The sequence below is a fragment of the Proteocatella sp. QWL-06 genome (assembly GCF_058684135.1).
Genome location: NZ_CM178755.1, coordinates 167,181 through 186,957 on the forward strand (window position 1 = coordinate 167,181; position 19,777 = coordinate 186,957).

The following is a 19,777-nucleotide window of genomic DNA, read 5'->3' on the forward strand; positions in this document are numbered from 1 at the left end:
GTTAAAGCGTAAATACAAAAAATGGATTTAATAAAAAATCCCACAGTTAAGCGACTTGTACGGTTCTGAATTTTCTTACAATAACGACTTTGAGGAGAGATAATCAGTTCTAAGAGATTAAAAAAATATATTAAAAAGGGGTTGAAATTGTAAGGGAATTAAGATAGAATAGCATTATTATGTCACAGAATTAACAATGATATAAAAAGGAGATTAATATGAACAACGGAGAAATGATTACAAAAGTTGATGAAATTCTTGCAGAATATGGCAAGGAAAAAGCTCAGCTCATAAACATCATGCAGGCAATCCAGAAGGAATACCGCTACCTTCCAGAGGAATCATTAAAATACATATCAGAAAAAATGGAAATAAGCGAAGCAAAAATATACGGGGTAGCAACATTCTATGAGAACTTTTCCCTTGACCCAAAAGGAAAATATGTAATCAAGATATGCGATGGAACGGCATGTCACGTAAGAAAATCCATACCTATACTCGAAGCTCTCAGAAAGCAGCTTTCACTCACGGATAAGAAAAAGACTACGAATGATATGATGTTTACGCTTGAGACGGTATCATGCCTTGGAGCATGCGGACTGGCACCGGTAATAACGATAAATGACAAGGTATATCCAAAGATGACGCCAGAACATGTAGTAGAGATAATCAACAACATTAAAGAAGAGGAGGCGCAAAATGCTGATAAATAGTTATGATAAGTTAGTAGAGCTTTCAGAGCTTTATAAATCGTCTCTTGACAAACAGAAGAAGAAAATACTGGTATGTGCAGGTACCGGATGTATAGCAGGAGGCTCTCTAGATGTTTATGCAGAGCTTAAGAGACTCGTTGAGGCAAAAGGCCTTCTTGTTGATGTAGATCTCGAAAAAGAGGAAGAAGGAGTAGGCATTAAGAAAAGTGGATGTCACGGATTCTGCGAGGCAGGCCCGCTTGTGAGGATTGAGCCTGAGAACTACCTTTATCTGAAGGTTCAGGTTGGTGACTGCGAAGAGATAATCGAAAAATCAATAATAAATGATGAGCCTGTGGACAGGCTGACATATGAGCTTGACTGCAAGAACTACAAGAAGCAGGAAGAAATACCTTTCTACAAGCTTCAGCACAGGGTAGTACTTGAAAACTGCGGACACATGGATGCAGAAAGCATACAGGAATATATTTCACACGGCGGATATCAGGCGGCTGCAAAGGCTATCACTCAGATGACTCAGCAGGAGATATGCGACACTCTGGAGGCATCGGGACTAAGGGGCCGTGGCGGCGGAGGATTTCTTGCCGGAAAGAAATGGAAACAGGTGCTTGCGCAGAAGGAAAGCCAGAAGTATGTAGTATGCAACGGTGACGAGGGTGACCCTGGGGCATTCATGGACCGAAGCATAATGGAGGGAGATCCTCACAAGGTAATCGAGGGAATGATGATAGCAGGATTTGCAACAGGTGCAAATCAGGGATATATATATGTAAGAGCAGAGTATCCTATGGCAGTTGAAAGACTTAACATAGCGATAGGAAAAGCGAAAGAGTGCGGAATCCTTGGACAGAACATATTCGGAACTGACTTCAGCTTCGATCTTCACATAAACCAGGGCGCAGGCGCATTCGTATGCGGCGAGGGATCAGCTCTGACAGCTTCGATAGAAGGTGAAAGAGGAATGCCAAGAGTAAAGCCACCTAGAACGGTAGAGCAGGGATTATGGGCAAAGCCTACAGTGCTTAACAACGTAGAGACCTTTGCAAACGTTCCGGTAATACTTCTTAACGGAGTTGAAGAATTCAGAAAGCTCGGAACTCCAGGAAGTCCAGGAACTAAGGCATTTGCACTTACAGGAAACGTAGTCAATACAGGACTTATCGAGGTTCCGATGGGAACTACACTCAGAGAGGTAATATTCGACATCGGTGGAGGTATAGCAGGTGGAAAGAAATTCAAGGCTGTGCAGATAGGCGGACCATCAGGAGGATGCCTGTGCTTTACAAAGCAGCATCTTGACATGAAGCTTGACTTCGACTCACTGAGCGAAGTAGGAGCCATGATAGGCTCAGGCGGTATGGTTGTAATGGACGAGGATACATGCATGGTAGAGGTTGCAAGATTCTTCATGAACTTCACTCAGAACGAGAGCTGCGGAAAGTGCGTACCTTGCAGAGAGGGCACAAGAAGAATGCTTGAGATCCTTGAGAAGATAGTAAATGGAAACGGAGAAGCATCAGACCTTGAGCTTCTTGAAGACATAGCAGACACTGTGCAGAACACTGCGCTGTGCGGACTTGGAAAGACAGCAGCAAACCCTATCCTGAGCACACTTGAATGGTTCAGAGATGAGTATGAGGCTCATGTCATAGACAAGGTATGTCCTACAAAGACATGCAAGGGACTGATGAAGCTTGAGATAGATCCTGTTCTTTGCAGAGGCTGCAGCAAGTGTGCAAGAATCTGTCCGGCGGATGCTATAACAGGAAAAATCAAGGAACCATTTACAATAGATACGAAAAAATGTATCAAGTGCGGAGCTTGTATTGAAGCTTGTGCATTCGATGCAATCAAGGAGGTATAACATGAGCAATGCTATGATCATAGATGGTATGAGAGTACCTTTCACAGATGAGAAAAACATTCTGGCAGTAATCAGAAATGCAGGTATAGATCTTCCTACATTCTGCTATCATTCAGAGCTGAGCATATACGGAGCATGCAGGATGTGTTCTGTAGAGGACAAGCGAGGAAACATAATTGCGTCATGCTCAGAGATACCAAAAGACGGAATGGAAGTGTTTACAAACACTAAGAAAATCCAGAAATACAGAAAGACCATTCTTGAGCTGCTTCTTTCAAATCATGACAAGGACTGTACATCATGCGAGATAACAGGGAAATGCCAGCTTCAGTCGCTTTCGCTCAGATATGGAATCAAGAAGCTGAGATTTGAAAACAATTATGAAGAAAAAGCAATAGACAACTCAAGCCCAAGCATAGTAAGAAATCCAAACAAGTGCATCAAGTGTGGAGACTGTGTAATGGTATGCGAAGATGTTCAGGGCGTAGGAGCTCTCGGATTTGCACACAGAGGCTCTGAAGTCGAGATATCTCCGGCATTTGGCAGAAAACTTGCAGAGAGCAACTGCGTGAACTGCGGACAGTGCAGGATCGTATGCCCTACAGGCGCAATCACTATAAAGAACGACACTCAGAGAGTGTGGGATGCTATATTTGATGAAAACACAAAGGTGGTGGCTCAGATAGCTCCGGCTGTAAGAGTAGCGCTTGGCGAAGAGTTCGGACTGCCTGCAGGAACGATGACTCTTGGCAAGATGGTTGCGGCCATGAGAAAGATGGGAATAGAGCAGATATTTGACACTGCTATCGCTGCAGACCTTACAGTAAAAGAAGAGTCCGGAGAATTTCTTGCGAAGTTCACAAAAGGCGAAGGCATGCCGCTATTCACTTCATGCTGCCCTGCCTGGGTAAAATTTGTTGAGAACAAATACCCGGAGTTCGTTCACAATCTTTCGACAGCACGTTCTCCTCAGCAGATATTTGGATCAGTTTACAAGGAGATCGAGAATGCAGACACTGAAAATCAGGACAAGAGAAAATCATTCCTGGTATCGGTAATGCCTTGTACTGCAAAAAAAGAAGAGATAACAAGACCAGAGTTCACAAAAAATGGAGAGCCTGATGTAGATGCGGTTATAACTACTCAGGAGCTTGCAATAATGATAAAAGAAATGGGAGTTAAATTCACGGATCTTGAGGACGACTCTATGGACATGCCGTTTGGAGTTGCATCTGGCGCCGGCATAATATTCGGAAATACTGGCGGAGTTACAGAGGCAGTGCTCAGAGACGTTGCCGGAGACAAGTTTGGCAAGATGGATCTTGAGATTCTGTTTGAAGATGTAAGAGGACTTGAGGAAGTTAAGGAAGCTACTGTAAATCTTGACGGAGCGGAAATAAGAATGGCAGTAATCCATGGACTCAAGAATGCAGACATGATCCTTAAAGAAATAAAGGAAGGCAAGAGACAGTATGACCTTATAGAGGTAATGGCATGCAGAGGAGGATGTATATCAGGTGGAGGACAGCCTGTAAACAGAACTCCGGCAAAACAGACAAGACAAGACAGAGCAGCAGGGCTGTACAGCATAGACAAGAAGAAAAAGCTAAAGCGTTCAAAGGACAACTATGTTATAAACGAGCTTTACGAAGGAATTCTCAAGGACAACGAGCACATAATGCATATACACAGATAAAATTTCGGCATAATCGTTTACAGCGGTTATGCCTTTTTCTTGTCCTCAATTCAATTGTTATTTGCTCAGATTAACGATATAATAGAGATAAAAAGATAATTGAAAGAAAAAGGAGAAACAGAATAATGGCTGATAACAGGAAAGAACAGGAACGTGCAGAACTGCACCGTACTATCTGGAGCATTGCAAATGACCTTAGAGGCAGCGTGGACGGCTGGGATTTCAAACAGTATGTTCTCGGGATGCTTTTTTATAGATATATATCAGAAAACCTTACAGTCTATATAAACAGAGGGGAGCATGAAGCCGGCAACCAGGACTTTGATTATGCAGATCTAATGGACAGCGAAGCCGAAGAAGCACGGGCAGACCTTGTGCATACCAGAGGCTTTTTCATGCTTCCAAGCGAGCTTTTTGAAAATGTAAGAAAAAAGGCCGTAGGAGACGATAATCTCAACGAGACTCTGGAGAGAGCATTTCGCAACATAGAAAGCTCAGCTCAGGGAGCCCCAAGCGAAGATGACTTCAAGGGCCTGTTTGACGATATAGATGTAAACAGCAACAAGCTTGGAGCAACCGTAGCAAAGCGTAACGAAAAACTGCTCAAGCTCATGAATGGCGTGGGCGAAATGAAACTGGGAGATTATCAGGACAACACCATCGACGCCTTTGGCGATGCCTATGAATTTCTTATGGGAATGTATGCGTCCAACGCAGGAAAAAGCGGAGGGGAGTACTACACTCCTCAGGAAGTTAGTGAACTGCTTACACGAATAGCCCTTGTAGATAAAACGGAAGTAAACAAAGTCTATGATCCAGCCTGCGGCTCGGGTTCACTTTTGCTCAATTTTGCAAAAATACTCGGCAAGGAGAATGTAAGACAGGGCTTTTACGGTCAGGAGATAAACATCACCACCTATAACCTCTGCCGTATAAATATGTTTTTGCATGACATAGACTACGACAAGTTTGACATAGGTCATGGAGATACCCTGACTGACCCGATGCACGGAGATGATGAGCCATTTGAGGCTATAGTATCAAATCCACCATATTCCATAAAATGGGATGGCGATGCCAATCCGCTTATGATAAATGACCCGAGGTTTTCACCTGCCGGGGTGCTTGCACCAAAATCCAAGGCAGACCTCGCATTTGTAATGCATTCACTTTCATGGCTGGCAACAAATGGAACTGCAGCTATCGTCTGCTTCCCGGGGGTAATGTACCGAGGAGGAGCAGAGCAGAAGATCAGAAAATATCTGATAGATAACAACTACATCGACTGTGTGATACAGCTCCCGGACAATCTTTTCTTCGGGACAAGCATTGCTACATGTATAATGGTGCTCAAAAAGTCCAAAACTGAAAACAGCACCCTGTTCATCGACGCCTCAAAAGAGTGTGTCAAGGTCACCAACAGCAACAAGCTGACACAGAAAAATATTGAAGCCATAATAGATGCCTATACGAAAAGAAATGATCACGAGCATTTTGCAAAAAAAGTGGCAAACAGCGAAATCGCCGATCAGGATTACAACCTTTCAGTATCAACCTATGTTGAGCAGAAGGACACACGAGAAGTCATTGACATTACAGTGCTCAATGCTGAGATTGAAGATATTGTTGCCAGGGAGCAAATTTTGAGAGATGAGATAGCTAAAATCATTGCGGAAATAGAGGTGGAGTAATGAACAGAGAGTTTCAATTTTTAATCTATCGCTCTGCTGATGAAGATTCATCCGTAAATGCAATCGTCAAGGATGAAACGGTATGGTTGACACAGAAAGCTATGTCAGAGCTGTTTGATTGTACAAGTGATAATATCTCCTTACATCTTAAGAATATTTATGCAGAAAGAGAGTTGGACGAAGATGCAACTACCGAGGAAATCTCGGCAGTTCAACAGGAAGGTTCAAGGAAAGTCCGAAGAAAACAAAAATTCTATAACCTTGATGCTATTATCTCGGTGGGATATCGTGTAAATTCAAAAAAAGCAACCCAATTTCGTATCTGGGCTACAGGAGTGCTGAAGGAATATATGACCAAAGGCTTTGCCATGGATGATGAACGCCTAAAACAAGGCAAAACCGCATTTGGAAAAGATTACTTTAAGGAATTATTAGAACGTGTAAGATCGATTCGTTCCAGCGAACGCCGAATGTGGCAGCAGATTACAGATATATTTGCTGAATGCAGTATTGATTACGATCGAGATTCAGAAGTTACCCACGAGTTTTATGCAATGGTGCAGAACAAATTCCATTATGCCATTACGGGGCAAACTGCAGCAGAAATCGTATATTCTAAGGCCGACCACCAAAAGGAAAATATGGGGCTTACGACGTGGAAGAACGCACCGGATGGACGCATTTTGAAGTCGGATGTTTCCATCGCAAAAAACTATTTGAGTGAAACGGAAATCCGAAGACTGGAGAGAACTGTTACGGGATACTTTGATTATATTGAAGACCTTATCGAACGTGAAAATAGCTTTACCATGGAACAGTTTTCTGCAAGCATCAACGAATTCTTAACTTTTAGAAAGTATGAAATACTGCCTGACAAAGGCAGGGTTTCAAAGCAAAGGGCACTGGATAAGGCTGGTTCCGAGTATTATGAATTCAACAAAACCCAGAAAATAACATCGGATTTCGACCGTGAAGTGAAAAAACTTATGGGCATAGGAGGCAAAGCAGATGAGTAGACTTGAAGAACTGATTGCGGAGCTTTGCCCGGATGGGGTGGAGTATAAAAAAATAAAAGATTCGTATAAAAGGCTCCAAGGCACACCTATTACAGCTGGAAAAATGAAAGAAATTGATAAAATAGATGGGGACATTAGGATTTTTGCAGGTGGAAAAACTGTAATCAGTGCTTTCGAAAAAGATATTCCAAAGGCAAATATAACGAGGGTGCCTGCTGTTTTAGTTCAATCTCGTGGAGTTATTGATGCTGTATATTATGAAGAACCTTTTACATTCAAAAATGAAATGTGGGCATACACCGCTGAAGATAAGACATCAGTGAAATATTTGTATTATGTTCTAAAAAGAAACATTCAGCAATTCAGAGACGCAGCTTCTGGTATGGGATCATTGCCACAGATATCGCTGAAGGTAACAGAAGATTTTCTAATCCCTCTTCCACCGCTGCCTGTGCAGCGTGAAATTGTCCGGATTTTGGACAATTTCACAGAGCTTACAGCAGAGCTTACAGCAGAGCTTACAGCAGAGCTTACAGCAAGAAAAAAGCAATATGAGTATTATAAAAAACTACTCTTAAACTTTGATGGAAAACAAGATGTTCAATATAAATGGATGACATTAAGCGAAGTTGGACGAGTTTCAATGTGTAAGAGAATTATGAAATCAGAAACAAGTCCTGATGGTGAGGTTCCATTTTTCAAAATTGGAACATTTGGAAGAGAGCCGGATGCTTATATTTCACAAGAAAAGTATGACGAATATAGAAAAGCATACTCTTTTCCAACGAAAGGTGATGTTCTAATATCAGCAGCAGGCACGATTGGAAGAACCGTAATATACGATGGAGAACCGGCGTACTATCAAGATTCAAATATTGTTTGGATTGATAATGATGAAAGTAAGGTTTTAAATAAATATTTGAATTATTGCTATTCTATGAAGCCTTGGGCTGTCTCAAATGGTGGGACTATAGCAAGGTTATATAACGATAATATCAATAAGGCGAAAATTCCTGTTCCATCCCTTTCAGAACAAGAACGCATCGTTAACATACTCGACCGCTTTGATGCTCTGTGCAATGACCTCACTATAGGTCTGCCTGCTGAAATCGAAGCAAGGCGAAAACAATATGAGTATTACCGAGATAAATTATTGACCTTCAAGGAGGTGAGCAAATGAGTTTATACAACATAGTGGTTTCATCCAACGAAGCCACTGTTGTTGCTGAATATGTAGCAGAGTATGGAAGGCAGAGCTCGTATCAGAGCGAGGCTGATCTGGAGCGTGAATTTATAAGGCTGCTACAGACGCAAGGGTATGAATTTCTGAAGATTCATGATGAAGCCGCACTGATTTCTAACCTGAGAACTCAGCTTGAGCAGCTTAACAACTACATCTTCTCTGATGGGGAGTGGAGTCGTTTCTTTGCAGAATGTATTTCCAGCAGCAACGAGGGAATCGTTGAAAAGACCCGAAAGATACAGACCGACCATGTTCAGATTCTGAAAAGGGATGATGGCTCTACCAAGAACATCTACCTTATTGATAAGAAGAACATCCATAACAACAGGCTTCAGGTCATAAATCAGTATGAGGAGTCGGAAGGCACACATGATACCCGCTATGATGTGACCATCCTCGTTAATGGTCTGCCACTTGTGCACACTGAGCTAAAACGCCGTGGGGTCGCTATCCGCGAAGCCTTCAACCAGATCAACCGATATCAGCGAGACAGCTTCTGGGCGGCCAGCGGTCTTTTTGAGTATGTTCAGATATTCATAATTTCAAATGGTACTCATACCAAGTATTATTCAAATACCACTCGCTTCAGCCATGTGAAAGAAAATGCTGAGGGTGAGCGCAAGAAGAGCAAAAAGACAAGCAACAGCTTTGAATTCACATCTTACTGGGCAGATGGGACCAATAAAGGCATTGCGGATCTTGTTGACTTTACAAGGACTTTCATGGCAAAGCACACTCTACTCAACGTTCTGACAAAGTACTGCGTATTCACTTCGGAAGATTTGCTTTTGGTAATGCGACCATACCAGATTGCGGCAACAGAGGCGATATTATCTCGGATTGAGATATCGAGCAATTATAAGAAGAGTGGAACACTTGATGCCGGGGGATATATCTGGCACACTACGGGGAGCGGCAAGACATTGACATCCTTCAAGACTGCTCAGATTGCTTCGGCGCTGCCGTACATAGACAAGGTACTTTTTGTAGTTGACCGTAAAGACTTGGACTATCAGACGATGAAGGAGTACGACCGTTTCCAGAAGGGGGCTGCAAACAGCAATTCCTCAACAAGAATACTTCAAAAACAGCTGGAGGACAGCTCATCTCATATCATCATAACTACCATTCAAAAGCTGGATGTGTTTGTTTCAAAGAACAAAGGGCATGAGATTTTCAAAAAGCACGTAGTCATAATTTTTGATGAGTGTCACCGCTCTCAATTTGGAGACATGCACAGTAAAATAGTAAAATCTTTCAAGCATTATCACATATTCGGATTTACTGGCACGCCTATCTTTGCGGTCAATTCCGGAAGCGGCGGTAATCCGCTGCTCCGGACCACTCCACAGGCATTTGGAGACAAGCTGCATACCTATACTATCGTAGATGCTATCAATGATGGAAACGTGCTGCCATTTCGGATAGATTACATCAACACAGTGAAGATGAAAGATGGTGTGAAGGATAAAAATGTCTCAGCAATCGATACAGAAAAGGCAATGGCGGACCCGAACCGCATTCGTGAGGTTGTGAGCTATATTCTCGAACATTTTGACCAGAAGACCAGGCGAAGTAGTTCCTATTCGCTTCAAGGACAGCGGGTATCAGGTTTCAACTCCATTCTTGCAGTCAGTTCGATCCCTGTCGCGAGAATGTATTACACTGAGCTCAAAAAGCAACTCACGGAGCAGGGTCGCAAGCTCAATGTGGCTACTATCTTCAGCTACAGCGCTAATGAGGCCGATACTGAGGATGTTTTCCCGGATGAAGGATTTGATACTGACAGCCTGGATAAGTCTTCGAGGGATTTCCTGGAATCCGCTATTGCAGATTACAATGCTGACTTTAATGTCAATTATGATACTTCCTCGGAGAAGTTTCAGAACTACTACAAGGATCTGTCTATGCGCATGAAAAGACGTGAGGTGGATCTGCTTGTTGTAGTCAATATGTTCCTGACCGGGTTTGATGCTACGACGCTCAATACTCTGTGGGTAGACAAGAACCTCAAGCAGCATGGCCTGATTCAAGCATTTTCAAGAACCAACAGGATTCTGAACTCTGTAAAAACCTATGGAAACATAGTCTGCTTCCGTGACTTGCAGAAGGAGACGGATGAAGCTATTGCTCTGTTCGGGGATAAGGATGCCGGCAGCATAGTGCTCCTGAAGAACTATGAGGCTTACTATAATGGATTTGATGAAAATGGCAGGCATCAGCCAGGCTACAGTGAGCTCATTGATGAACTGACTGAGCGTTTCCCGCTTGGACAGGCAATCATAGGGGAACAGAATCAGAAGGATTTTATAAGGTTGTTTGGCGCTATTCTTAGGCTTAAAAATATTCTGACCGCTTTTGACAACTTTTCTGGAAATGAGATTTTGACGTACAGGGATTATCAGGACTATCAGAGTGTTTACATTGACCTATATCAGGAGTTTACTAAAGAAAAGACTGCAGACAAGGAAAAGATCAATGACGACATCGTATTTGAAATCGAGCTCATAAGGCAGATTGAAATCAACATTGATTATATTCTCATGCTCGTAGCCAAATACCATGCTTCCAACTGCGAAGACAAGAGCATTCTGGTTTCGATTGACAAAGCAATAAATTCCAGCATTCAGCTCCGCAGCAAGAAGGAGCTTATCGAGCATTTCATAAACACGGTCAACGCCTCCACTAAGGTGGATGAGGACTGGCGCAGGTTTGTTCATGAACAGAAGGATACAGATCTGGAATCCCTTATAAGCGAGGAAAAGCTAAAGCAGGAAGAAACTAAGAAGTTCATCGACAATTCTTTCCGCGATGGGATTCTAAAGACAACTGGCACAGACATCGACAAGATCCTGCCTCCGGTTTCACGTTTTGGGGGCGGCAACAGAGCTGCTAAGAAACAGAATGTAATAGAAAAACTTATGAAATTCTTTGAAAAGTATTTTGGGTTAGTTTAGATATGGTGACTTTTGATATATCTCTCTATGATTCCTAAAAAATATTTTGAATTATGAATGAAAGGATTATCCTGAAATGGCCATTATTGAACACGATCTGTTACCAAAGCAGAAATCAAGAAAAAATAATTTAAAAGTCAAGGTTGATTTATACCATTATGCAAGTGAGCTATATGATGAACTGTCAACCATTGGTATCGTGCAGCGCCTTAAGGATATTCCTCACTTAGGAGTAATTAAGGTACCTAAAAAGCTAATGAAATCAAGATTTGACTATACTATGCTTCAGTTATATTTTCATCAACTGGTTAAGAAAGATCTTCAGACAAAATTGAAATTGACATATAATAATCCAGTTAAAGCAAAAGAATTTAGGCATGATTTGAGTTATAAAACAAAAAAAGATAATCCATCGGTTGGGGATATGCTTCAAATCCTTACAATTGCATATAATCTAGGCCATTTTTATAACACATTTACAGCGTCAAGGGCAGTTGTATTACTTTCGAACGACAATCCTGATTTTCGAGAGTCATTTATAAATAGTTCTGAGAATGCGTGTTTTCAAGCTACTGCAGAAAGTCTGCTTGATGCACAAAACTATCAACGGCTACATATATTAAATTCCTTGCTTGTTCTTGAAAATTGCGACCAAGATAAACAATCAGTTATTTTGGCTCAAGAACTTTTGTATGCTTACCTTAACGAGAATAGAATTGATGAGAAGAGTAAGCTCCATTTTGTGTTTAATATTTTCCGAACAGTTAGAAATGTTTCCTATATGGCTTATGACCTTCAAATTGCAAACACGCCTTTCACTATTGATTTATGTAATCAAAAGGCTATACTTGTATTATTTAATGAGCTTTTATCAGAGTATAATGATCAATTGCCTGCAAACCGATTGATTAGTTCTATTGGTAAAATGCTTGATGATACAGTCTATAACGAAAATTCAAATGCCATTTGTTATTATAGAATATCTCGAAAAATTGCTTCGACCTTAGATAATAAATACGATAATATACAATCAAAAAGCTATTTTACTAACTTTTGGCTAGATTCCGAGAGTTTATTTAACAAGCAACATCGACAGTCACGCGACTACTCATCCGATGCAATACTGAAATTGACTTTTTGTTCTGAAGACAGAAATCTATCACAGCGATTGTTGACGGATTTAGACCGTATCAATAATTCAAGGGTAGGCTATTATGATCGACATTCTGGAGAACGTACGATTCTTATTTCAATAAAAAAGAATTGTCAAAGTAAAACAAAGGCCGCTTTTAAAATCCTTAGGACCACTATAAGTTACCTACGACAAGTATCATGTGCATCAAATGCAGACACAAGGTATCTACTTACAAGCAAGTTCTTTCTTTATTATTTCTTTGGTGAAAATCCTATTGCTATTAAGGCAACAGTCGATTCCGAAGTTTGTGTTCTATGTACTCGTGGTAAAAAGCGCCGCATTTCTGAGATTAAGTCAATTTTAGATGAAGGACATGGGAACGTTGATGAGCGTCATGAAGTGGAGTTTATGATGAACTGCTTATTGCAGGATAACATAAACGATACGAGTATAACAATACCTGGAAGTGTATTGATTTACCAAAAAAATTTACCAGGTAAAAAACTATGTGAGTTTGATGGAATGGTAATACATCCTATGAGGGAAAATGAGCAAATCATTCTACTGGAAGCAAAAAATACTTCAGATAATCCATCATATGCAAAGAAATGCCTATCTGAGAAACTCGATAAATTAAATTTTGAATACAAGAAGGATTTCATAGAAATTTGCAGATATGATGCTCTTCTTAAGTTATCTATTTAGAGTTCATGCTAATAAAATACCAGCCACTACAAGCAGTTATGCCTGATAGTGACTGGTATCTTGCTGCTTCCGCTTTAAGTTATTTATTTTTTTAATCTGTAAGTGAACGCTTCATTCGTTCTCTCTTTTTTGTTATCTACTGATGCATAATCAAACCTTATAAGAACTATAACGATAATTTATATTGAAAGGGCGAAAATTTTGTTGTACTATTGATATAGGAACAGTAAAAAATTGACAGTAAAGGAGGGATATTTTGTTTAGCTTGAACGACTGCATTGGTTTTATAACCAACATTGCATCAAAAAGACTGTCAGAAGAATTCAACAGAAGGCTTGAATCCTATGGAGTTACAAGAGTCAACTGGATAGCAATTTATTATATAGGCGAAAATGACGGGATATCTCAGAGAGAGCTCGCGAATAAGATGGATGTAAACGAATCCTCAATAGCAAGACTGCTGGACAGGATGGAAAAGGAAGAGCTGACTGTGAGAACAAAAGATCCCAATGACAGAAGGACTGCAAGGGTATATCTTACAGAAAAAGGTGAGAAGCTCAGAATAAGCCTCATACCTCTGGCACAAGAGTTTCAAAATGATGTAACAAGAGGGCTTTCAGCAGATGAACTTGAAATCTTCAAAAAAGTTCTGGATAAAATGGTTGAGAATTTGTAAAAGCTGTTGACGATACCATGAATTAGTGGTATCATTTTTTCAGAAGCATACTTGCTATAGCAAATATTGTTATAGCAAACATTGCTATAACAAATATAAAAATCGGAGGAAGAATATGAAAAAAGATGTAAGAGCAATGCTGAATGACTTTACAGGCGGACTTGGAGTAATGGCAGAGACGAATGGGGAAAGCGTAAGTGCTTTCATGAATCTTCTAGGAACAAACTATGCACCAGGAGCAGTAGACGTAAAGACAAAAGAACTTATAAGTGTAGGAATAGGCGCATACAACAGATGTGAATACTGCATTGTATTCCATGTATACAAGGCTCTTGAGGCGGGCGCTACAAGAGAAGAGATAATTGAAGCAGCTATGGTATCTGTTGCATTTGGCGGCGGACCTACTATGGCATATACTGTGACTCTTCTGAAAGATGCGATTGACGAGTTTGAAAAGGATTTCAAATAGCAGATAATTCATATCCGCTTACTTATAACAACTACGGCCCTGTACTTTAAAAAAGTACGGGGCAAAAATTTGAGGAGAAACATATGGAAATAAAATTAAAGAGCATAATGGGCAAGGATAAAACTGCGATTGTGGGCAAGCTGAATGTCTCAGTCGGGGACACTATAGAAACTGGCCAGGTCATTCTTCAGCTTGAAACCAAGAAAGGGAACAGCCCTGTAAAATCTGAAATAAGCGGAACTGTAGAGGAAATACTGATTTCAGAAGGCCAGACGGTTGAGATTGGTCAGACGCTGATCTGCGTAAAGTCTGAATCTGGAGGAGCGGCTACTCCAAAGCTGGATTACTTTGCAGGAATGATAAACGGCAAAAAGGAAGACATAAATACAGACATACTTATAATAGGTGGGGGACCTGGCGGCTATGTTGCAGCTATACATGCGGCAAAAAATGGCAGAAAAGTCGTTCTTGCTGAAAGAAAGGCAATGGGAGGGACCTGCCTGAATGAGGGATGCATACCTACCAAAGCGATCGTGAAGTCGGCAGAACTCTTTGAGCATATAAAAAATGCTGATGAATTCGGGCTTGAGGTAAAAGAAGCCAGAGCTGACATGAACAGGATTATAGATAGAAAGAATTCCATAAAAGACACGCTAGTATCAGGCATAGAATACCTGATGAATAAGAATGAAATAAGAGTCATTAAAGGCAGCGCATCATTTGTCGATGAAAGGACAGTATCAGTAAAGTCAGGAAGAGATGAATACACTGTAGAAGCTGAAAATATAATAATAGCGACAGGGTCAACTTCCTCCACTCTAAAAATCCCTGGAATAGACAATGAATTCGTTATGAACAGCACGAAGGCACTTGACTGCAGGGACAATATGGACTGCGTAACAATAATCGGCGGCGGAGTAATCGGCATGGAGTTCGCATTCATATATTCCAATCTCGGAATGAAAGTAAACGTGGTTGAGTATTTTGACAGGGTTCTTACAATGGTAGACAGCGATGTATCTGAGGAAATCTGCAAAATAGCAAAGCAAAGAGGAATAGGTATACACACTGGCTCGAAAGTTACAAGAATAGGAAGAGAAGAGAATGGAAAGGCAGTGGTATTTTTTGAAAAGGATGGAACTGAAAGATTCATAACAAGTGATAAGGTGCTTGTAGCGACAGGAAGAGAGCCTGATGTTCAGGGGCTCGAGATTGAAAATACAGGTGCAGCCGCAAATGAAAATGGCAGGGGAATAGCGGTTGACAGCGGCATGAGAACATCTGTAAAGCACATATATGCGATTGGAGATGTGAACTCGAGGATGCAGCTTGCTCACGTAGCTTCTCATGAAGGAATGGTCGCGGTGGATAACATACTTGGAAAAGATGCACATATGGATTATACGGCAGTACCGAATGTCATATTCACATCTCCGGAAATAGCGAATGTAGGACTTACGGAGGATGCGGCGCTCAGAGAAGGCCTCAACATAAGCGTAAGCAAATTTCCTTTTGGAGCTAACGGCAAGGCTCTCACCATGGGAGAGTCAGAAGGCTTTGTGAAGCTTATAAAGGACCTTGATACAGGTGGAATAATCGGAGGCGCAATCATTGGCCCCGAAGCATCCGCGCTCATAAGCACACTCACGATGATGATCAACAGCCGCATAAGCGAGGAGGAGATAATCCATACTGTATTTGCCCATCCTACAACCGGAGAGTCGATACATGAGGCCGTACTCGGGCTTGGAAAAGGAGCCTTCCATTATCATGAATAGATGCATCATCTCAAAAGAGAGCGACCCATATTATAATCTGGCTCTGGAAGAAGAACTGCTAAGAAATGTGGATGACGATGAGATCATATTCTATCTCTGGCAGAACTACAGGACAGTTGTAATAGGAAGGAATCAGAATCCTTTTATTGAATGTGACATCGACAGGATGAAGGCAGAAGGGGTCAGGCTCGCAAGGAGGATATCCGGTGGTGGAGCGGTATACCACGACATGGGGAATCTAAACTTCACATTTATTTCAAAAGAGAAAAGCAGCGATATCAAGAGGCAGATTGAAGTAATAAGGGCAGCAGTAGAGCGCTTTGGAATAAGTGCACAATTCTCTGGAAGAAATGATCTTCTCTGTGATGGCAGGAAGTTCTCGGGGCACGCATTTTACAGTGAAGATGGAAACTGCTTCCATCATGGGACGATCATGATAGATGTGGACAAGTCCGTGCTTGGGAACCTGCTTAAGCCTTCTAGGCTTAAGCTTGAGGCAAAAGGCATCACTTCTGTAAAAAGCAGAGTGGTAAACCTTAGGGAAATCTGTTCAAATATTACTGCTGAGAATATGATAGAGGCGCTGAAGGACAGCTTTGAAAGTGAATACGGAGAATTGCAGGAATATATTGAATACAGCAGGGAGAATTTTATTCCCGCTATGACAGGTAGATACAGTGATCATGACTGGATTTACGGAGAGAGTCCGATCTATGATGCTGAGATCGAAGTCGCTGCAGAGTATGGCAATTTCCGAATGCTTGCTCAGGTGGAGGATGGTATTATAAAGAAGGCAAAAATCTATACAGACAGTCTTCTCAACTTTAACCACGATGAAATTGAGGCCGAGATATCAGGCACCTGTTTTCATGAAGCGAATGACACTCTGAATCGAATAATCGAAAAAAACCAAAGTGTTTCAATTAATTTATAATTATAAATAAAGGGCGCTATTTCTTTTAAAGAGATAGTGCTCTTTTGATTTACATAAATGATCAGTTTGTGATATTGTAAGACTGTGAAATACAATCAGGCAGGGAAAATGTTTTTCTTAAACAAAATATTCAAAATTAATCAAAAATTCTTGAATTAATTTTTTTGGTACGATATAATATGAAACATTAAACGGGAGAAAAAGACATATGAAAAAGGAACTGAAGATATTTGCCATCGCAGTAGCATTTGCAGGTTTTGCAGGAGGAATTGACGGAATCCTGGCGAATTACTTTAAAGAAGCATATGATGTGACCGCATTTCAGAGAGGATTTATTGAGTTTCCAAGAGAACTGCCGGGGGTGCTGGGAGCCTTCGTTATAAGTGCTCTGGGATTCATGGGAGATATAAGGATAGCTGTGATTTCACAGCTGCTTATGGCCATAGGGATGATGATACTGGGACTTTTCACCCCGGGCTTTGGGCTGATGCTTGTATTTCTTTTTATTTTCTCACTGGGGCAGCACATATATATGCCGCTTCATGACGGGATAGCAGTGTCTCTTTCTGAAAAGGGAAGAGAAGGAAAGACACTGGGAACTCTTAGCGGCATAAAGGTTGCGAGTGCAATGGTGGCTTCAGTTGTTACTTTTGCAGGATTCAGGTATGAGCTTTTCAGCTTCAGAAATCCTGTAATCCCGTTTTTGCTTGTAGCGGTGACTTCGGTGCTGGGAGCCGGAGCTATGATATATCTCTGCAGGTATGTAAAGGTTCCGCACAGGGATTCGCTCCCTGGAAAGATAAAACTGAGAAAAGAGTACAGATACTACTATGCACTTGCCATACTTAATGGGGTGCAGAAGCAGATAATGATAGTTTTCGGGCCGTGGGTGCTCGTCGATCTTCTTGGAGCAGGAGCAGACCATATGTCGCTTCTTGTTATAATGACTTCGCTTCTCGGTATGATATTTCTTCCTTTTATAGGAAGATGCATTGACAGTCTGGGCATAAGAAAGATACTATATGCGGATGCGCTTTCGTTCATACTCGTATATGCCCTTTATGGCATGCTGTGCAGCGCCATAATAGCTGGAGCGGTATCACTTAAGGTCGGCATGATACTTGGGGGCACAATGTTCATATTTGACAGGATGAGCATGAACCTTGGAATGGTAAGGACCATGTATCTGCGAAATATAGCAGTTGATAAAAATGAGCTTACTCAGACTATTTCACTTGGGATAAGTATGGACCATGTGGTGGCTATAAGCTGCGCCATGCTCAGCGGTTACATCTGGAGCAGCGTAGGTCCGCAGTACGTATTCTATTTTACGGCGGCGCTTTCGGTTCTTAACCTCCTGATTGCAAAAAAAGTAGAAATAAAGGAATAGATAATATAGAAAAGGAGAAAATGAATATGCTTACACTTGATAAAATATATCATGCAGCTTTTGTATTAAAAAATGTAGTGAGGAAGACTGATCTTATTCATGCTCCTAATATAAAGGAAGGCAGCAATATCTACCTGAAGACGGAGAATCTTCAGGTGACGGGATCCTTCAAGGTAAGAGGTTCTTATTACAAGATATCGCAGCTTACAGAAGAGGAAAAGGCAAACGGAGTTATAGCCTGCTCTGCAGGAAATCATGCTCAGGGAGTTGCACTCGCGGCTGCTACCGAAAATATAAAATCGCTCATATGCATACCGGATCTGGCCCCTATCTCAAAGATAGAAGCTACCAGAAAATACGGAGCTCAGGTGGAGCTTGTGAACGGAGTATATGACGATGCATACAACAGGGCATGCGAGATAAAAGAAGAGAGGAACATGACCTTCATACATCCGTTTGATGACGTGGATGTAATCGCGGGTCAGGGCACCATAGGGCTCGAGATCCTGGAGCAGCTGGACAGCGTAGATGCGGTAGTAGTTCCGATCGGAGGAGGCGGGCTCATCTCCGGAGTGGCGTATGCAATAAAGACGCTCAAGCCTCAATGCAAGATATACGGAGTACAGGCGGAGGGAGCTCCATGCATGTACAAATCGATAGAATCTCAGAAGCAGATAACGCTTGGCAGTGCTTCGACCTTTGCAGACGGGATTGCCGTCAAAAAGCCGGGAGAGCTTACCTTTGATATATGCTGCGGCTATGTGGATGAGATAGTTACAGTCACAGATGATGAGATAGCAGCAGCTATACTGATGCTCATGGAAAAGCAGAAGCTCGTTTCAGAAGGAGCCGGAGCAGTTTCAGTGGCGGCGGTCATGTTTGACAAGATAAAGACGCAGGGAAAAAATACGGTCTGCATAGTTTCAGGGGGAAACATAGACGTAAATATACTTTCAAGAGTCATAACCAGAGGACTTGTCACAAGCGGAAGGCTGTCGGATCTTACTCTGGAGCTTATAGACAAGCCAGGACAGCTCGAGGGAGTTGCAAAGACTATTTCTCAAAAGGGCGGAAACGTGATAGCTGTTCATCATGACAAGGCAGAGCCGAACATGGCGATAAATGCGTGCCTTCTCAAGATAACGATGGAAACCAGGAATTTTGAGCATATAGAGGAAATAAAGAACAGCCTTACTGCAAACGGATTCAGGCTGGCGCCTTCACCTTCGGATTACTGCATAAGAACGGTATAAAAAAATGATGCATGGAGATCTGCATCAGAAATAAAAAAGGAACAGGAACTGGTTTTTTTATAGACTCAGTTCCTGTTCCTTTTTGCTTATTTATCATGGACATGCTATTTGCTGTGCATTTTTGCGGCACTTGGACAGCTGCTGCAGCCTCCGCTGCATCCGGCGCATCCTTTGCCGTTTTTCTTATCTTTGTATAGCTTGTACAGTGCAAGACCGAAAAGCCCGAATACAAGTGAAGCGATTATGAAAGTTGCCAT

General features: G+C 41.6%; 15 protein-coding genes. 14 read left to right on the top strand and 1 reads right to left on the bottom strand.

Annotation, left to right across the window (positions count from 1 at the left end):
- The first annotated feature begins 218 nt into the window (after positions 1-218).
- From nuoE to ilvA, 14 genes are all read left to right on the top strand, one after another.
- Positions 219-713 (top strand): NADH-quinone oxidoreductase subunit NuoE, encoded by a 495-nt coding sequence (gene nuoE / locus AC4PGZ_RS00795; protein ID WP_492159195.1) that lies wholly within the window; start codon positions 219-221, stop codon positions 711-713.
- Positions 700-2,577, top strand: coding sequence for an NADH-ubiquinone oxidoreductase-F iron-sulfur binding region domain-containing protein (locus AC4PGZ_RS00800; protein ID WP_492159196.1), 1,878 nt, complete (start codon positions 700-702; stop codon positions 2,575-2,577). The genes nuoE and AC4PGZ_RS00800 overlap by 14 nt, the downstream gene beginning before the upstream one ends.
- Position 2,578: 1 nt before the next feature.
- Positions 2,579-4,273: a [FeFe] hydrogenase, group A gene (locus tag AC4PGZ_RS00805; RefSeq protein ID WP_492159197.1), complete on the top strand. Its 1,695-nt coding sequence runs from the start codon at positions 2,579-2,581 to the stop codon at positions 4,271-4,273.
- A 125-nt stretch (positions 4,274-4,398) separates the two neighbouring features.
- Entirely contained in the window at positions 4,399-5,964 is a 1,566-nt protein-coding gene (locus tag AC4PGZ_RS00810) for a type I restriction-modification system subunit M (RefSeq protein ID WP_492159198.1), read from the top strand.
- The gene (locus AC4PGZ_RS00815; RefSeq protein ID WP_492159199.1) at positions 5,964-6,980 is read left to right on the top strand and encodes a virulence RhuM family protein; all 1,017 of its coding nucleotides are present in this window, start codon (positions 5,964-5,966) and stop codon (positions 6,978-6,980) included. The genes AC4PGZ_RS00810 and AC4PGZ_RS00815 overlap by 1 nt, the downstream gene beginning before the upstream one ends.
- Complete coding sequence (locus AC4PGZ_RS00820) at positions 6,973-8,160, top strand: restriction endonuclease subunit S (protein ID WP_492159200.1); 1,188 nt, start codon at positions 6,973-6,975, stop codon at positions 8,158-8,160. Before AC4PGZ_RS00815 ends, AC4PGZ_RS00820 begins: the two co-directional genes overlap by 8 nt.
- Entirely contained in the window at positions 8,157-11,180 is a 3,024-nt protein-coding gene (locus AC4PGZ_RS00825) for a type I restriction endonuclease subunit R (RefSeq protein WP_492159201.1), read from the top strand. The genes AC4PGZ_RS00820 and AC4PGZ_RS00825 overlap by 4 nt, the downstream gene beginning before the upstream one ends.
- A 76-nt stretch (positions 11,181-11,256) precedes the next feature.
- Positions 11,257-13,020, top strand: coding sequence for a hypothetical protein (locus AC4PGZ_RS00830; RefSeq protein WP_492159202.1), 1,764 nt, complete (start codon positions 11,257-11,259; stop codon positions 13,018-13,020).
- 256 nt (positions 13,021-13,276) lie between these two features.
- Complete coding sequence (locus AC4PGZ_RS00835; RefSeq protein ID WP_492159203.1) at positions 13,277-13,696, top strand: MarR family winged helix-turn-helix transcriptional regulator; 420 nt, start codon at positions 13,277-13,279, stop codon at positions 13,694-13,696.
- Between the two features lie 115 nt (positions 13,697-13,811).
- Positions 13,812-14,165 carry a carboxymuconolactone decarboxylase family protein gene (locus AC4PGZ_RS00840; RefSeq protein ID WP_492159204.1) on the top strand — a complete coding sequence of 118 codons (354 nt, stop codon included), beginning with the start codon at positions 13,812-13,814 and terminating at the stop codon, positions 14,163-14,165.
- 83 nt (positions 14,166-14,248) lie between these two features.
- Positions 14,249-15,943 (top strand): dihydrolipoyl dehydrogenase, encoded by a 1,695-nt coding sequence (gene lpdA / locus AC4PGZ_RS00845; protein WP_492159205.1) that lies wholly within the window; start codon positions 14,249-14,251, stop codon positions 15,941-15,943.
- Entirely contained in the window at positions 15,936-16,877 is a 942-nt protein-coding gene (gene lplA / locus AC4PGZ_RS00850; RefSeq protein ID WP_492159206.1) for a lipoate--protein ligase, read from the top strand. Before lpdA ends, lplA begins: the two co-directional genes overlap by 8 nt.
- 208 nt (positions 16,878-17,085) lie before the next feature.
- Entirely contained in the window at positions 17,086-18,267 is a 1,182-nt protein-coding gene (locus AC4PGZ_RS00855) for an MFS transporter (protein WP_492159207.1), read from the top strand.
- A 26-nt stretch (positions 18,268-18,293) separates the two neighbouring features.
- A complete protein-coding gene (gene ilvA, locus AC4PGZ_RS00860; protein WP_492159208.1) occupies positions 18,294-19,520 on the top strand; it encodes a threonine ammonia-lyase in 1,227 nt (408 codons plus the stop codon).
- Positions 19,521-19,624: 104 nt separating this feature from the next.
- Here ilvA and AC4PGZ_RS00865 read toward each other — a convergent pair whose 3' ends face one another.
- The gene (locus AC4PGZ_RS00865) at positions 19,625-19,777 is read right to left on the bottom strand and encodes a FeoB-associated Cys-rich membrane protein (protein ID WP_492159209.1); all 153 of its coding nucleotides are present in this window, start codon (positions 19,775-19,777) and stop codon (positions 19,625-19,627) included.

What these genes read in the sequence shown, in the direction of transcription:
- nuoE (WP_492159195.1), top strand. Translation starts at nt 219, where the DNA reads ATGAACAACGGAGAAATGATTACAAAAGTTGATGAAATTCTTGCAGAA.
- AC4PGZ_RS00800 (WP_492159196.1), top strand. Translation starts at nt 700, where the DNA reads ATGCTGATAAATAGTTATGATAAGTTAGTAGAGCTTTCAGAGCTTTAT.
- AC4PGZ_RS00805 (WP_492159197.1), top strand. Translation starts at nt 2,579, where the DNA reads ATGAGCAATGCTATGATCATAGATGGTATGAGAGTACCTTTCACAGAT.
- AC4PGZ_RS00810 (WP_492159198.1), top strand. Translation starts at nt 4,399, where the DNA reads ATGGCTGATAACAGGAAAGAACAGGAACGTGCAGAACTGCACCGTACT.
- AC4PGZ_RS00815 (WP_492159199.1), top strand. Translation starts at nt 5,964, where the DNA reads ATGAACAGAGAGTTTCAATTTTTAATCTATCGCTCTGCTGATGAAGAT.
- AC4PGZ_RS00820 (WP_492159200.1), top strand. Translation starts at nt 6,973, where the DNA reads ATGAGTAGACTTGAAGAACTGATTGCGGAGCTTTGCCCGGATGGGGTG.
- AC4PGZ_RS00825 (WP_492159201.1), top strand. Translation starts at nt 8,157, where the DNA reads ATGAGTTTATACAACATAGTGGTTTCATCCAACGAAGCCACTGTTGTT.
- AC4PGZ_RS00830 (WP_492159202.1), top strand. Translation starts at nt 11,257, where the DNA reads ATGGCCATTATTGAACACGATCTGTTACCAAAGCAGAAATCAAGAAAA.
- AC4PGZ_RS00840 (WP_492159204.1), top strand. Translation starts at nt 13,812, where the DNA reads ATGAAAAAAGATGTAAGAGCAATGCTGAATGACTTTACAGGCGGACTT.
- lpdA (WP_492159205.1), top strand. Translation starts at nt 14,249, where the DNA reads ATGGAAATAAAATTAAAGAGCATAATGGGCAAGGATAAAACTGCGATT.
- lplA (WP_492159206.1), top strand. Translation starts at nt 15,936, where the DNA reads ATGAATAGATGCATCATCTCAAAAGAGAGCGACCCATATTATAATCTG.
- AC4PGZ_RS00855 (WP_492159207.1), top strand. Translation starts at nt 17,086, where the DNA reads ATGAAAAAGGAACTGAAGATATTTGCCATCGCAGTAGCATTTGCAGGT.
- ilvA (WP_492159208.1), top strand. Translation starts at nt 18,294, where the DNA reads ATGCTTACACTTGATAAAATATATCATGCAGCTTTTGTATTAAAAAAT.
- AC4PGZ_RS00865 (WP_492159209.1), bottom strand. Translation starts at nt 19,777, where the DNA reads ATGGCAACTTTCATAATCGCTTCACTTGTATTCGGGCTTTTCGGTCTT.